Origin of the sequence: Actinomyces culturomici, assembly GCF_900499005.1 — a bacterium.
In the GTDB taxonomy this organism is placed as follows: Bacteria; Actinomycetota; Actinomycetes; order Actinomycetales; family Actinomycetaceae; genus Pauljensenia; species Pauljensenia culturomici.
Genome location: NZ_LS991316.1, coordinates 611,639 through 624,270 on the forward strand (window position 1 = coordinate 611,639; position 12,632 = coordinate 624,270).

Here is a 12,632-nt window from a genome sequence, read left to right on the forward strand (position 1 = left end):
GTCAACCTTCAACCTGAGGGTGAAGGATCTTTTCGCAAGGGAGACGAATCAATGGCGGCACCGCAGAACCACCTCGCAGTGATCAAGGTCGTCGGCGTCGGCGGCGGCGGCGTCAACGCCGTCAACCGGATGATCGAAGTCGGCCTCAAGGGCGTCGAGTTCATCGCCGTCAACACTGACGCCCAGGCGCTCCTCATGTCCGACGCCGAGACGAAGCTCGACATCGGCCGCGACCTCACCCACGGGCTCGGAGCGGGCGCCGACCCGAACGTCGGCCGCCAGGCCGCAGAGGACCACGTCGACGAGATCACCGAGTCCCTCGAGGGCGCCGACATGGTCTTCGTCACCGCCGGCGAGGGCGGCGGCACCGGCACGGGCGCCGCTCCCGTCGTCGCGCGCATCGCCCGCGAGGGCGGGGCCCTCACGGTCGGCGTCGTCACACGCCCCTTCTCCTTCGAGGGCAACCGCCGCGCCGCCCAGGCCGAGACCGGCGTCGAGAACCTCCGCGACGAGGTCGATACCCTCATCGTCATCCCCAACGACCGCCTCCTCGAGATCTCGGACGCGAACATCTCGGTCCTCGACGCGTTCCGCGCCGCCGACCAGGTTCTCCTCTCCGGCGTCCAGGGCATCACCGAGCTCATCACCACCCCCGGCCTCATCAACGTCGACTTCAACGACGTGAAGTCCGTGATGAAGGACGCGGGCTCGGCCCTCATGGGCATCGGCGCCGCCACCGGCGAGGACCGCGCGCTCCGCGCCGTCGAGACGGCGATCTCCTCGCCGCTGCTCGAGGCCTCGATCGACGGCGCCCACGGCGTCCTCATGTTCTTCCAGGGCGGCTCGAACCTCGGGCTCCAGGAGATCTTCCAGTCCTCGCAGCTCGTCCGCGAGGCGGCGCACCCGGAGGCGAACATCATCTTCGGCAACGTCATCGACGACGCGCTCGGCGACGAGATCCGCGTGACGATTATCGCCGCCGGCTTCGACGAGGCCGCCGAGGAGGCCGCGATGGCCGCCTGGCAGAACACCGCCCAGGCCCCGTCCGCCCAGGCGCCCGCTCCGGCTCCGGCCGCGGCGCCCGCTCCGGCTCCGGCCGCGCCCGCGCAGCGCACGCTCGGCGAGGTCCCCTCGGTCCGCCCGCAGCACCGCGCCGTCGTCGACGTCCCGACCCGCACCGGCGCGATCCCGCTCGCGACCCAGCGCCCGGTCCGCGAGCCCGAGCGCAACGAGGACCAGTCGCTCGAGGTCCCGCGGATCTTCGACGAGGAGTCGGAGAAGCCGTCCGACCTCGACATCCCGGACTTCCTCCGCTGATTCTGTGAGCACCGGACTCCTCGGCGCCCCGATCCGCCTCGTCGAGGCGGGCCGGGGCGCCGACCCCTTGCGGGGCAACATCGCCCACCACGTCGGCGACGACCCCGCGGCGGTCCTCGAGCGCCGCCGCTCCCTCGCGTCCGCACTCGGGCGGCCGATCCTCTGGATGAACCAGACCCACTCGTCGGTCGTCGCCCTCGCCTCGAAGGGGCCGAGCGGCCCGATCGCCGACGTCGACGGGGTCCCTCGCGCCCTCGACCTCGTCGATCCCCTCGCGCACGTCGACGCCGACGGCCTCGTCGTCGACGCGCGCGACTGGGAGGGGGCGCCGGCCGTCGCCGTGATGACGGCCGACTGCCTGCCGGTCCTGCTCGCGGGAGCGGACGGGCGGATCGTCGCCGCCGTCCACGCCGGGCGCCGGGGGCTCTTCGACTCGATCCTCACGGCCGCCGTCGAGCGGATCCGCGCCCTCGACGCCGCCTCGCCGATCGAGGCCTACATCGGACCCGCGATCTGCGGGCGCTGCTACGAGGTGCCCGGCTCCATGCGCGACGAGTGCGGCGCGGCGCGCCCGGAGTCCCCGTCGACGACCTCCTGGGGAACGCCCGCCCTCGACCTCGTGAGGGCCGCGGAGGCGGAACTGCTGGGCGCCGGCTGCTCCGCCGTGCGCCTCGACGGCCGCTGCACGCTCGAGGACGCCGCGCTCCACTCCTACCGTCGCGACCCCCACTGCGGGAGGAACGCGGCGATCATCGCGCCGCGCTGACGATCGCGGAGGATCGACTCGCGACATGCCGACGCGCCTGCGCGTCAGCGCCCGCGGCCCGCACTACCTTGGGCGAAGCCGATCCCGGGTGGAGGAGTGGAGACAATGGGCGAGACGTTCGGCGCGAGGGCGCGCAAGTTCATGGGCTGGTACTCGGCGGAGGACGCCGTCGAGGACCAGGAGCAGTTCGAGGAGTTCGAGGAGATCGCTCCCGTGACCGAGATCGCCCCCGTCGAGCGCCCCTTCACCGCGCCGCTCCACCGCGAGGTCCGCGAGACGCGCGAGGTCCGCGAGGTCGAGCACGCCGCCGACCTCTCACGCATCGTCACCGTCCACCCGTCCGCGTACTCCGACGCCGTGACGATCGGCGAGGCCTTCCGCTCCGGCACCCCCGTCATCATCAACCTCTCCGACATGGCCGAGGACGACGCCCGTCGCCTCGTCGACTTCGCCGCCGGCCTCACCTTCGGCCTCCACGGGGTCATCGAGCGCGTGACGAACCGCGTCTTCCTCCTTTCGCCGCGCACCGTCGAGGTCACCGGCGACATCGCCGGCTCGCGCCGCGGCTCGCTCTTCAACCAGGGCTGACGACGTGCTCGGATTCCTCGGCTGGGCGATCTACACGCTCGCGAGCCTCTACCTGCTCGTGATGTTCGTGCGGATGATCCTCGACTGGATTCGATTCCTCATCCCCGGCTTCGCCCCGAAGGGCGTCGTGGTCGTCATCGCGAACGTCGTCTACGCGCTCACCGATCCGCCGATCAAGGCGCTGCGGCGGAGGATCCCGCCGCTGCGCATCGGCGGGGGAGTGGCGCTCGACGTCGGCTTCATGATCGTCTTCATCGCGGTGATCATTCTCCAGAGGATCGGGATCCTCCTCCACGCGATCGGGTGAATCCGTTCATCTCCTTCGCGCGCAGTGCGTTTCCCGTGATCGGATGGCGACGACGGCGTGGATTTCCTGTGGTCATTGGTGTGCTTGTGACAATCGGGTCGGTTATGATGACCTCGATGTGTCAATGAACGGTCGTTCGCGGCCGCTCGGATGCGCGACCGACCTCATGGGGAGGACCCGCATCGATCCCCATACCGAGAGGCGAGAACATGGCCCTGCTCACCACTGAGGACGTCCTGAACAAGAAGTTCCAGTACGTCAAGTTCCGCGAGGGATACGACCAGGTCGAGGTCGACGAGTTCCTCGACGAGGTCGTCTCGACGATCTACTCCCTCAACGTCGAGAACCAGGACCTCAAGGAGAAGCTCGAGGCCGCCGAGCGCCGCATCGCCGAGCTCTCGAGCGGCGCCGAGGCCCCCGTCGAAGCGGCTCCGGCCGAGGAACCGGTCGTCGAGGAGGCTCCGGCCGAGGAGCCCGTCGTCGAGGAGGCGCCCGCCGAAGAGCCCGTCGTCGAGGCCCCCGCCGAGGAGGCCCCCGTGGCCGCCGTCGCCGCGCCCGCCGCCCAGGTCGTTCCCGAGCCCGCCCAGTCCGCGACCTCGATGCTCGCCCTCGCCCAGCGGGTCCACGACGAGTACGTCCGCGACGGCAAGGAGGAGTCCGAGCGGATCATCGCCGAGGCCCGCGCCAAGGGCGACGAGATCGTCGCCGACGCGCAGAACCAGCACGAGACGATCCTCGCGCAGCTCGATCAGCAGCGCGGCTTCCTCGAGACGAAGATCAACGAGCTCCGCACCTTCGAGTCCGAGTACCGCTCGAACCTCCGCGGCCACCTCGAGAACCTCCTCTCCGAGGTCAACGCCGGCGCCGAGGAGTGACGGCCCTTATTCATCGCTGATGGCGGCGGCGCCCCTGGCGCCGCCGCCATCGCCATGCCGGAAGGACATTCATGGGGAGCACGACGACGCGCGGCGGATCCGCCCTCAGGACCCGACTCCTCGTCGCGGGCGCAGTCGCCCTCGCCGGGGTCGCCACCGACCAGGCGACGAAGCTATGGGCTCTCGCCTCGCTCGAGGAGGGCAGGCCGATCACGCTCATCGGATCGCTCCTCACCCTTCAACTCACCCGCAACTCCGGTGCGGCGTTCTCGCTCGGAGCCTCCTCGACGTGGATCTTCACCGTCCTCGCCGTCGTCATCGTCGCCGCCCTCGTCTACGGGCTCTGGAGGATCTCGTCGGCCGGGACCGCCGCAGCGATGGGCCTCCTCATTGGCGGGGCTCTTGGCAACCTCATCGATCGACTCGTTCAGCCGCCAGCCTTTGGCCACGGCCACGTCGTTGACTTCCTCAACTACAACGGCTTCTTCGTCGGCAATGTCGCCGACATCTGGATCGTCGTTGCGGCGATCTGGCTCGCCTTCGCAATGACCCGCGAGATCCCGGACTCCGAGGAGTCGGCCGGCGCTCGGGCGGACCGATGAAAGGCTCTCGTCTCCTCCCGGTACCCGACGCCCTCGTCGGCGAGCGGGTCGACGCCGCTCTCGCGCGGATGCTCGGACTCTCGCGCGCCCAGTGCGCCTCCCTCGTCGAGGACGGGCTCGTCCTCGTCAACGGCGTCGCCCCCTCGAAGTCGACGCGACTGACCGCGATGGACCTCATCGAGGCGACGATCCCCGAGCCGGACGACGCCCCGCCCCCCGTCACGGGGATGGACATCCTCTACGACGACGAGGACATCGTCGTCGTCGACAAGCCCGTCGGCGTCGCCGCTCACACGGGGCCCGGCTGGAGCGGGCCGACCGTCCTCGGGAACCTCGAAGCAGCCGGATACCGGATCACGACCTACGGTCCGCCCGAACGCCAGGGGATCGTCCACCGGCTCGACGTCGGCACCTCCGGCGCGATGATGGTCGCGAAGTCCGAGCTCGCCTACTCGGTGATGAAGCGCGCCTTCAAGGAGCGCACGGTGACGAAGATCTACCACGCCGTCGTCGCCGGGCACATGGATCCTCCTTCGGGCACGATCGACGCGCCGATCGGCCGTCACCCCTCGCGCGAGTGGCGCATGGCCGTCATCGACGGCGGCAAGCGGGCGGTCACCCACTACGACGAGCTCGAACTCATGGCGGGCGCCTCCCTCCTCGAGGTCCATCTCGAAACGGGCCGCACCCACCAGATCCGCGTTCACATGGCCGCAGTCGGCCACCCGTGCGTCGGCGACGTCTTCTACGGCGCCGACCGGACGGTCGCGAAGCGCCTCGGCCTCGAGCGCCAGTGGCTCCACGCCGTCGAGCTCTCCTTCGCGCACCCGCGCACCGGAATGCCGACGACGGTCCGCTCGCCGTACCCGGCCGACCTCCAGCGCGCCCTCGACATCCTCCGCGACCCTGCATGAGCGTCCCGTCCGCGCCGGCGGGGCCCGCCTCCGCGCCGCTGCTCGTCTCCGGGCCCGTTCGGGTCGATCTCGCGGCGTCCGACGCCGACCGTCTCGAGGGCATCGCGATCCGCCACGAGGTCTTCGTCCGCGAGCAGGGCGTCCCCGTCGTCCTCGAGATCGATGCGCGCGACCAGGATCCCGCCGTCGTTCACCTCCTCGCGCGCAGGATCGACGAGGCCGGGGCCGTGCGCTCCGCGCCCGGGGATCCGGGGGAGGGGAGCGGCGCGGACGGCGCGTCCGGCGAGGCGCTCGGCACCGTCCGGATCATCCCCGATGGCGGTGGGCATTGGCACCTCGCGCGCCTCGCGGTGCGCCGCGAGGCGCGCGGACTCCGGGTCGGCGCCGCCCTTGTCGACGCCGGAATCCCGCACGTCGAGATGTCCCGTGAGGTCGAGGGCACGGCCGACTGATCGCCGAGATCCCCTCGACGCACGAAAGTAATGCTCTCGGCGGCCCCGCCGAGAGCATCACGTTGCTTCGCCGAAAGCATCACCTTGCCTCTTCGAGGGGATCTCCCCGCGGTCGGGAGGCGCTGCGCCCACGGCGCTCGGGCGCCCGCGAGCGACGGGATCGAGTGGCTCCCCTCCACGGGCGCACGGCCCCGGCCTCGTCGATCGAGGAGGCCGACGAGAGGACGATCCGCGGATCGCCCGCGGGCGCGGCGCCGACTAGGATCGAGCGCATGGCCTCAGACTCCTTCGTCCACCTGCACAACCACTCCGAGTACTCCATGCTCGACGGCGCCGCGAAGACGAAGGCGATGGCCGAGGAGGCCGCGCGCCTCGGACAGCCCGCGATCGGACTCACCGATCATGGCTACCTCTTCGGCGCCTACGACTTCTACATGAACTGCCAGAAGGCGGGCGTCAAGCCGATCATCGGGCTCGAGGCCTACGTGACTCCGGGGACGAGCCGCTTCGACCGCCAGAAGGTCACCTGGGGCGAGCCCTGGCAGAAGAGCGACGACGTCTCCGCGTCCGGCTCCTACAACCACCTCACCCTCATCGCCTACTCGACCGAGGGGATGCACAACCTCTTCCGCCTCGGCTCCTACGCCTCGACCGAGGGGCAGTTCGGCAAATGGCCGCGCGCCGACAAGGAACTCCTCTCCCGCTACCACAAGGGACTCATCGTCTTCACCGGCTGTCCCTCGGGCGCCGTCCAGACCCGCCTGCGCCTCGGCCAGTGGGACGAGGCCGTCCGCGAGGCCGGGGAACTGCGCGAGATCTTCGGACCCGAGAACTTCTACGTCGAGGTCATGGACCACGGGATCGAGTTCGAGCGCCGGACGAGCAAGCAACTCCTCGAGCTCGCGAAGCTCATGAACGCGCCCCTCGTCGCGACCAACGACGCGCATTACGTGAAGAAGGAGGACCGGAAGATCCAGGACGCCCTCCTGTGCATCAACTCCGGTTCGCGCATCACCGACACCGACCGGTTCAAGTTCGACGGCGACGGCTACTACATCCGTCCGAGCGAGGAAATGCGCTCCATCTGGGCGGAGCTCCCGCAGGCCTGCGACTCCACCCTCGAGATCGCCGAGCGCTGCGAGGTCCACTTCACGACGACCGCCGAGGGCGCGAACTACATGCCCGATTTCCCCGTCCCCGAGGGCGAGGACAAGACCTCCTGGTTCCTCAAGGAAGTCGAGCGCGGCCTCAACTACCGATTCCCCGCGGGCATCCCCGACGACGTCCGCAAGCAGGCGGAGTACGAGGAGGACGTCATCATCAAGATGGGCTTCCCCGGCTACTTCCTCACCGTCGCCGACTACATCCAGTGGGCGAAGGGCCAGGGCATCCGCGTCGGTCCGGGCCGCGGCTCCGGCGCCGGCTCCATGGTCGCCTACGCCATGCGGATCACCGAGCTCAACCCCCTCGAGCACGGCCTCATCTTCGAGCGTTTCCTCAACCCCGAGCGCATCTCGATGCCCGACTTCGACGTCGACTTCGACGAGCGCAGGCGCGACGAGGTCATCGCCTACGTCAAGCGCAAGTACGGCGAGGACCGGATCTCCCAGGTCGTCACCTACGGCACCATCAAGACGAAGCAGGCCCTCAAGGACTCCGCGCGCATCCTCGGACAGGACTTCAAGGTCGGCGAGCAGCTCACCAAAGCCCTCCCGCCGGGCGTCCAAGGCAAGGACATCCCCGTTCACGGCATCTTCGACCAGAGTCACCCCCGCTACGCGGAGGCGACGGAGTTCCGCAAGTTCTACGACGAGCACCCCGAGCTCCACGAGACCGTCGACTACGCCCTCGGCCTTGAGGGACTTACGCGCCAGTGGGGCGTCCACGCGTGCGCCGTCATCATGAGCAGCCACACGCTCACCGACATCATCCCCATTATGAAGCGCCCCCAGGACGGCGCGATCATCACGCAGTTCGACTACCCGACCTGCGAGACGCTCGGCCTGCTGAAGATGGACTTCCTCGGCCTGCGCAACCTCACCGTCCTCTCCGACGCCCTCGAGAACATCGCCCTCAACGGGAAGCCCGACCCCGACCTCGAGCACCTCTCCTTCGACGACCGGCCGACCTACGAGCTCCTCTCGCGCGGCGACACGCTCGGCGTCTTCCAGCTCGACGGCGGCGGCATGCGCGACCTCCTCAAGCTCATGAAGCCCGACAACTTCGAGGACATCTCCGCCGTCGGCGCCCTCTACCGTCCGGGTCCGATGGGCGCGAACTCCCACACGAACTACGCGCTGCGCAAGAACGGGCGCCAGGAGATCACCCCGATCCACCCCGAGCTCGCCGAGCCCCTCGAATCGATCCTCGGCACGACCTACGGCCTGATCGTCTATCAGGAGCAGGTCATGCAGATCGCCCAGAAACTCGCGGGCTACACGCTCGGGCAGGCGGACATCCTCCGCAAGGCGATGGGCAAGAAGAAGCCGGAGGTCCTCGCCAAGCAGTTCGAGGCCTTCCAGGCGGGCATGCTGAACAACGGCTACTCGAAGGAGTCGATCCAGGCCCTCTGGGACATCGTCGTCCCCTTCTCCGCGTACGCCTTCAACAAGGCGCACTCGGCCGCTTACGGCCTCGTCTCCTACTGGACGGCGTTCCTCAAGGCGAACTTCCCGACGGAGTACATGGCGGCCCTCCTCACCTCGACGAAGGACAACAAGGACAAGCGCGCCCTCTACCTCGCCGAGACGCGCCACATGAACATCACCGTCCTCCCGCCCGACGTCAACGCGTCGCGCGGCAACTTCGCCCCTGACGGCGAGCAGATCCGCTTCGGCCTGTCCTCGATCCAGAACGTCGGCGCGAACGTCGTCGACGCGATCGTCGAGGCCCGCGAGGAGAAGGGGAAGTTCACCTCCTTCCAGGACTTCCTCGACAAGGTCCCGCAGGTCGTCTGCAACAAGCGGACCGTCCAGTCGCTCATCCGCGCCGGCGCGTTCGACTCGATGGGGCACACCCGTCGCGCCCTCCTCGCCCGCTGCGACGAGGCCGTCGACGCCGTCATCGACGTCAAGAGGAACGAGGCCGTCGGGCAGTTCGACCTCTTCGGCGGACTCGCGATGGACGAGGGCGGGGCCGGCGCCGGATTGGCCATCGACATCCCCGACATCCCCGAATTCGACCGCAAGTCGAAGCTCGCCCAGGAACGGGAGATGCTCGGCCTCTACGTTTCGGACCACCCGCTCCGCGGCCTCGAGGCGTCGCTCACCCGCTACCAGGACTACGAGATCGCCCAGGTCGTCGGCTCCGAGGACTCGATGGCCGACCGCGTCGTGAAGATCGCGGGCCTCGTCTCCTCCGTCCAGACGAAGGTGACGAAGCAGGGGTCGATGTGGGCGATCGCGACCATCGAGGACCTTTCCGGCTCCGTCGAGGTCCTCTTCTTCCCCCGCGCCTACGAGACGATCCAGACCCACCTCGCCCAGGACGTCATCGTCCAGGTCGAGGGCCGCGTCAACGTCCGCGACGAGGGCATGGCGGTCTACGGCCAGTCGATGACGCTCCTCGATCTGCGCGAGGACGGGGACGTCCCGCTCGACCTCGAGCTCCCGGTGTCGCGGTGCACGCCCGAGCTCCTCACCGAGCTCAAGGACGTCCTCGAGTCCTTCCCCGGCGGGTCGCCGGTGCGCCTCCACGTGAGAGAGACCGGGCGGACGACGGTCGTCGAGCTCGATCCCCGGCTGCGCGTCTCCCAGACGAGCGCCTTCTTCTCCCAGGTGAAGGCGGTCGTCGGGATCTCAGGGGTGCTGACCTCGCACTGAGCCCCCGGGGCGTCCTCGCCGAGTTCGCGGATCCGTCGTCTCCCATCGGATGGGCGCACGGCCCCGGCCTCGTCGATCCCGGGCCGACGCGCCCGTCCGCGCCCGCGCCCGCCCTCCCGTCTCTCCACCGAGAGCATTACTTTGCTTCGCCGAAAGCATCACCTTGCGCCGTCGAGGGGATGCGGAAACATCATTCCTACAGCCGTCGGAGAATCGTTCGCCGCCTTCACGGGAAACGGCGTCGCTCCTGAGGCGTCCACAAGGCGCTGCGGCCGTGGAGTTCCCGGTGCTCGGGAAAAGTCTCATCCAGGATCGATAGCAGACGGGGAGTGTCCATGATCGTTCGGGCGTCGAGGTCGCGTACGCGGAATCCGACGTCGGCGAGAGCTTCGCGCCTCGCCGCTTCCTTCGATCTCCGCGAATCGCCCTCCTCGCCCTCGTACTTGATCTCGCCGTTGGCTTCGAGACCGCGGGCGACTCCGGGGATCCCGAGGTCGACCCATTTGGTGCCCGCTCGCGTGTTGACCTCGACCTGAGGCTCGATCGCCGAGTACCCCGCTGCGAGAGCGACGCGTCGAACCTCCGACTCCAAGGGCGATTCCGACAGGGGAGTGGCGACCTCCAGGAGTTGGCGCGCCTGCCGGTAGCCGCGCTCGCCCTTGTGGTGCTCGAGATTCAGCGCCACGGTCGAGAGCACCCTTTGCGCGCGCGTCTCCAGTTGCTGCCGCTCGTTGCGCCAGTATTCGTTTCGATCCGCCGCGATGGCGAGTAGGGAGTCGAGGGCGATGAGCGCCTCGTCGGGAGGGAGGAAGCGCGCCGCCATCTCCATCGTTTGGAGCAGATCGGTCGTGACGATTCCGTCGATGACGGTGAGTCGGTCCTCGTCGAGCTCCATTCGATGATTGACGACCGGTCGGCGCGACAGGCGCTCGCGCCGCTCCCGAGCGCTCAAAGAGAGGAAGGCCGGTCCCGGCGTTTTCAGGGGTTTCCGGTGCCAGGTCGTGCGGACGTGCGCCTGCGCGGGAGGACGCCGCAGCGCGCCGCCGTGAAGGAAGACGGCAGAATGGAGGACGGCGATCGCCTGCCCGCTGCGGTTGCAGGCGTCGGCGAGCCGGGCCGTATGGATGAGGCGGGTCTTCTCCCACCATGTGGAATCGGTGGGAATCTCGAGATATCGGCCCTTGCGGTACCGGACGCGTGACTCTGGGGCGGGCGATTCAATGAGTTCGTTGGTGATGTCCATGCGAGGAGCATCCGCTGCCCGTCGTTCTCCTGTTCTGTGCGCCTCGTCCGCCTGTTGAAAAGTCGGACTCTAAGGCGGGGCTGTGGATGGCGCATCACCCCCACGGAGATCCCCTCGATGGAGCAAGGTGATGGGCGGTTTCAGGCGGTGAGTGCAACGGCGTTGTCGTCGAGTAATTTTTGCATGAGTTCGGCGGGTGTTTTCCAGCCGTGGCGTTTGCGGGGTCGGGTGTTGAGTTGGCGTTCGGCCTCGGCGAATGCTTCTGGGGGATAGTCGTTCAGGTCGGTGCCTTTAGGGAAGTAGTCGCGCAACAGGCCGTTGGTGTTCTCGTTGGACCCGCGCTGCCAGGGCGAATGCGGGTCGGCGAAATACACCTTCGTTTTGGTCCGGCTGGTCAGGTCTTTCGCGTTCGCCATCTCCCCTCCCTGGTCCCACGTGATCGTCTCGCGAAGCGTGAGCGGGAAAGGGCTGATCATGTCGGCGAGCACGTCGATCACACTTGCCGTGTCGTGGCACGCTGGCAGGGGCCGGACGAGCAGGTAGCCCGTGGTGCGTTCCACCAGGGTGATCGCGGCGCTCTTGTTGTTCGCCCCCACGATCAGATCCCCCTCCCAATGGCCCGGAACCTGGCGTCCTTCCACCTCTTGGGGCCGGTCCACGATCCTGGCGCCCTCCACCCACGACTTCCCCTTCGAGCGCGCCAGAGCCAGCGGCGAACGCGCCAGGCGACGCGTGCGCCCCGACCGCAACGCCTTTTCCACCTTGAGCTCTTGACGCAACGCGCCGCGCCCATGCACATACAGGGCCTGATAGATCGTCTCCGGGCTGATCGTCACCCCCCTATTGTCCCCACACGCCCAGGCCCGCGAGATCTGCTCAGGCGACCAGTGCTCGTTAAGCTTGGCGACCACGAAGGCGCGCAGCCGAGGATCCTCCAGCTTGAACGGCTTGGGACGAGCCCGCCTCCCGGCAGCCTCCTCATGAGCGCGTACCGCCCGATACTGGCCGCCCCCACGATCCAACTCCCGCTTCACCGTCGAGGCCGCCACCCCAAGCTCGCGGGCGATCCCCCGCATGCTCATCCCCTGACCGTGCAAGTACTCGATGAGCTGGCGGCCCCCGATCGTCAACCGGGCCCCATGCCCGACCCCGCTGACCAGCCCCTCCACAGGGTCGGCGGGCGCACTGCCCACCCACCCGCCTCGCGAACCCACACGAAACGTCATGCCCCAATCTTTGGCCCACTTGCGGATCGTGCACACCGCGACACCCACCCGCAAATGCACCTGCCTAACCGGCACACCCTCAATCAGCAGATCCAACACCTGGCGGCGAACCGCCTCAGAACAACGAAAACCCACAGCAACCACCCCACACACTCAAGGCGTTGCACTCACCACCTGAAACCGCCATGCTTTCGACGAGGGAACGTGATGCTCTCGGTGAGGGGGAGGCGGTCAGGCGACCCGGCGGTCAGGCGGACGGTCGTCGCGGCGGTCAGTCGTCGCGGCGGTCAGTCGGTGCGGCGGACGGTCGCGGCGAAGCGGCCGGCGGGGGAGTCCACCTCGACGAGGTCGCCGTCGGCGAGCTGACGACCCCGGCGCGTCTCGACCTCCCCGTTCACCGTGACATCGCCGCCTTGGATGAGCTCGCGCGCGAGCGCCCCGTCCTCGGCGAGGCCGGCGAGCTTGAGGAACTGCCCGAGGCGGATGACGCCCGAGACCTCGAGGGCGGGAGCGCTGCTCAT

At 68.7% G+C, this 12,632-nt stretch carries 12 protein-coding genes; 9 read left to right on the forward strand and 3 right to left on the reverse strand.

Translation table 11 applies throughout. From position 1 onward, the window contains the following. Nucleotides 1-51 precede the first annotated feature (51 nt). The 9 genes from ftsZ (at nucleotide 52) to dnaE (ending at nucleotide 9,642) form a co-directional block, all read left to right on the forward strand. Complete coding sequence (gene ftsZ, locus DY157_RS02635; RefSeq protein ID WP_115727104.1) at nucleotides 52-1,317, forward strand: cell division protein FtsZ; 1,266 nt, start codon at nucleotides 52-54, stop codon at nucleotides 1,315-1,317. Between the two features lie 4 nt (nucleotides 1,318-1,321). Then, nucleotides 1,322-2,083 (forward strand): polyphenol oxidase family protein, encoded by a 762-nt coding sequence (locus tag DY157_RS02640; RefSeq protein ID WP_115727105.1) that lies wholly within the window; start codon nucleotides 1,322-1,324, stop codon nucleotides 2,081-2,083. A 105-nt stretch (nucleotides 2,084-2,188) separates the two neighbouring features. Then, nucleotides 2,189-2,671: a cell division protein SepF gene (locus DY157_RS02645; protein ID WP_115727106.1), complete on the forward strand. Its 483-nt coding sequence runs from the start codon at nucleotides 2,189-2,191 to the stop codon at nucleotides 2,669-2,671. A gap of 4 nt (nucleotides 2,672-2,675) precedes the next feature. Next, nucleotides 2,676-2,978 (forward strand): YggT family protein, encoded by a 303-nt coding sequence (locus DY157_RS02650; protein ID WP_115727107.1) that lies wholly within the window; start codon nucleotides 2,676-2,678, stop codon nucleotides 2,976-2,978. A 209-nt stretch (nucleotides 2,979-3,187) separates the two neighbouring features. Then, nucleotides 3,188-3,853, forward strand: a complete 666-nt coding sequence (locus tag DY157_RS02655) for a DivIVA domain-containing protein (RefSeq protein WP_115727108.1) — start codon at nucleotides 3,188-3,190, stop codon at nucleotides 3,851-3,853. A gap of 71 nt (nucleotides 3,854-3,924) precedes the next feature. Beyond that, a complete protein-coding gene (lspA, locus tag DY157_RS02660) occupies nucleotides 3,925-4,455 on the forward strand; it encodes a signal peptidase II (protein WP_115727109.1) in 531 nt (176 codons plus the stop codon). Next, complete coding sequence (locus DY157_RS02665) at nucleotides 4,452-5,369, forward strand: RluA family pseudouridine synthase (protein WP_115727110.1); 918 nt, start codon at nucleotides 4,452-4,454, stop codon at nucleotides 5,367-5,369. Before lspA ends, DY157_RS02665 begins: the two co-directional genes overlap by 4 nt. After that, a complete protein-coding gene (locus tag DY157_RS02670; RefSeq protein WP_115727111.1) occupies nucleotides 5,366-5,821 on the forward strand; it encodes a GNAT family N-acetyltransferase in 456 nt (151 codons plus the stop codon). Before DY157_RS02665 ends, DY157_RS02670 begins: the two co-directional genes overlap by 4 nt. 272 nt (nucleotides 5,822-6,093) lie before the next feature. Continuing rightward, on the forward strand, nucleotides 6,094-9,642 hold the full coding sequence (dnaE, locus tag DY157_RS02675) for a DNA polymerase III subunit alpha (protein WP_115727891.1): 3,549 nt from the start codon (nucleotides 6,094-6,096) through the stop codon (nucleotides 9,640-9,642). Between the two features lie 226 nt (nucleotides 9,643-9,868). Here the strand turns inward: dnaE and DY157_RS02680 are convergent, their stop codons facing one another. The 3 genes from DY157_RS02680 to DY157_RS02690 form a co-directional block, all read right to left on the reverse strand. Then, nucleotides 9,869-10,885 (reverse strand): hypothetical protein, encoded by a 1,017-nt coding sequence (locus DY157_RS02680; protein ID WP_115727112.1) that lies wholly within the window; start codon nucleotides 10,883-10,885, stop codon nucleotides 9,869-9,871. Between the two features lie 140 nt (nucleotides 10,886-11,025). Further along, a complete protein-coding gene (locus DY157_RS02685) occupies nucleotides 11,026-12,207 on the reverse strand; it encodes an IS30 family transposase (RefSeq protein ID WP_160159413.1) in 1,182 nt (393 codons plus the stop codon). Between the two features lie 191 nt (nucleotides 12,208-12,398). After that, nucleotides 12,399-12,632 (reverse strand): RNA-binding S4 domain-containing protein, encoded by a 234-nt coding sequence (locus DY157_RS02690; protein ID WP_115727113.1) that lies wholly within the window; start codon nucleotides 12,630-12,632, stop codon nucleotides 12,399-12,401.

What these genes read in the sequence shown, in the direction of transcription:
- DY157_RS02680 (WP_115727112.1), bottom strand. Translation starts at nt 10,885, where the DNA reads ATGGACATCACCAACGAACTCATTGAATCGCCCGCCCCAGAGTCACGC.
- DY157_RS02690 (WP_115727113.1), bottom strand. Translation starts at nt 12,632, where the DNA reads ATGAGCAGCGCTCCCGCCCTCGAGGTCTCGGGCGTCATCCGCCTCGGG.
- DY157_RS02645 (WP_115727106.1), top strand. Translation starts at nt 2,189, where the DNA reads ATGGGCGAGACGTTCGGCGCGAGGGCGCGCAAGTTCATGGGCTGGTAC.
- dnaE (WP_115727891.1), top strand. Translation starts at nt 6,094, where the DNA reads ATGGCCTCAGACTCCTTCGTCCACCTGCACAACCACTCCGAGTACTCC.
- DY157_RS02665 (WP_115727110.1), top strand. Translation starts at nt 4,452, where the DNA reads ATGAAAGGCTCTCGTCTCCTCCCGGTACCCGACGCCCTCGTCGGCGAG.
- DY157_RS02655 (WP_115727108.1), top strand. Translation starts at nt 3,188, where the DNA reads ATGGCCCTGCTCACCACTGAGGACGTCCTGAACAAGAAGTTCCAGTAC.
- DY157_RS02670 (WP_115727111.1), top strand. Translation starts at nt 5,366, where the DNA reads ATGAGCGTCCCGTCCGCGCCGGCGGGGCCCGCCTCCGCGCCGCTGCTC.
- ftsZ (WP_115727104.1), top strand. Translation starts at nt 52, where the DNA reads ATGGCGGCACCGCAGAACCACCTCGCAGTGATCAAGGTCGTCGGCGTC.
- lspA (WP_115727109.1), top strand. Translation starts at nt 3,925, where the DNA reads ATGGGGAGCACGACGACGCGCGGCGGATCCGCCCTCAGGACCCGACTC.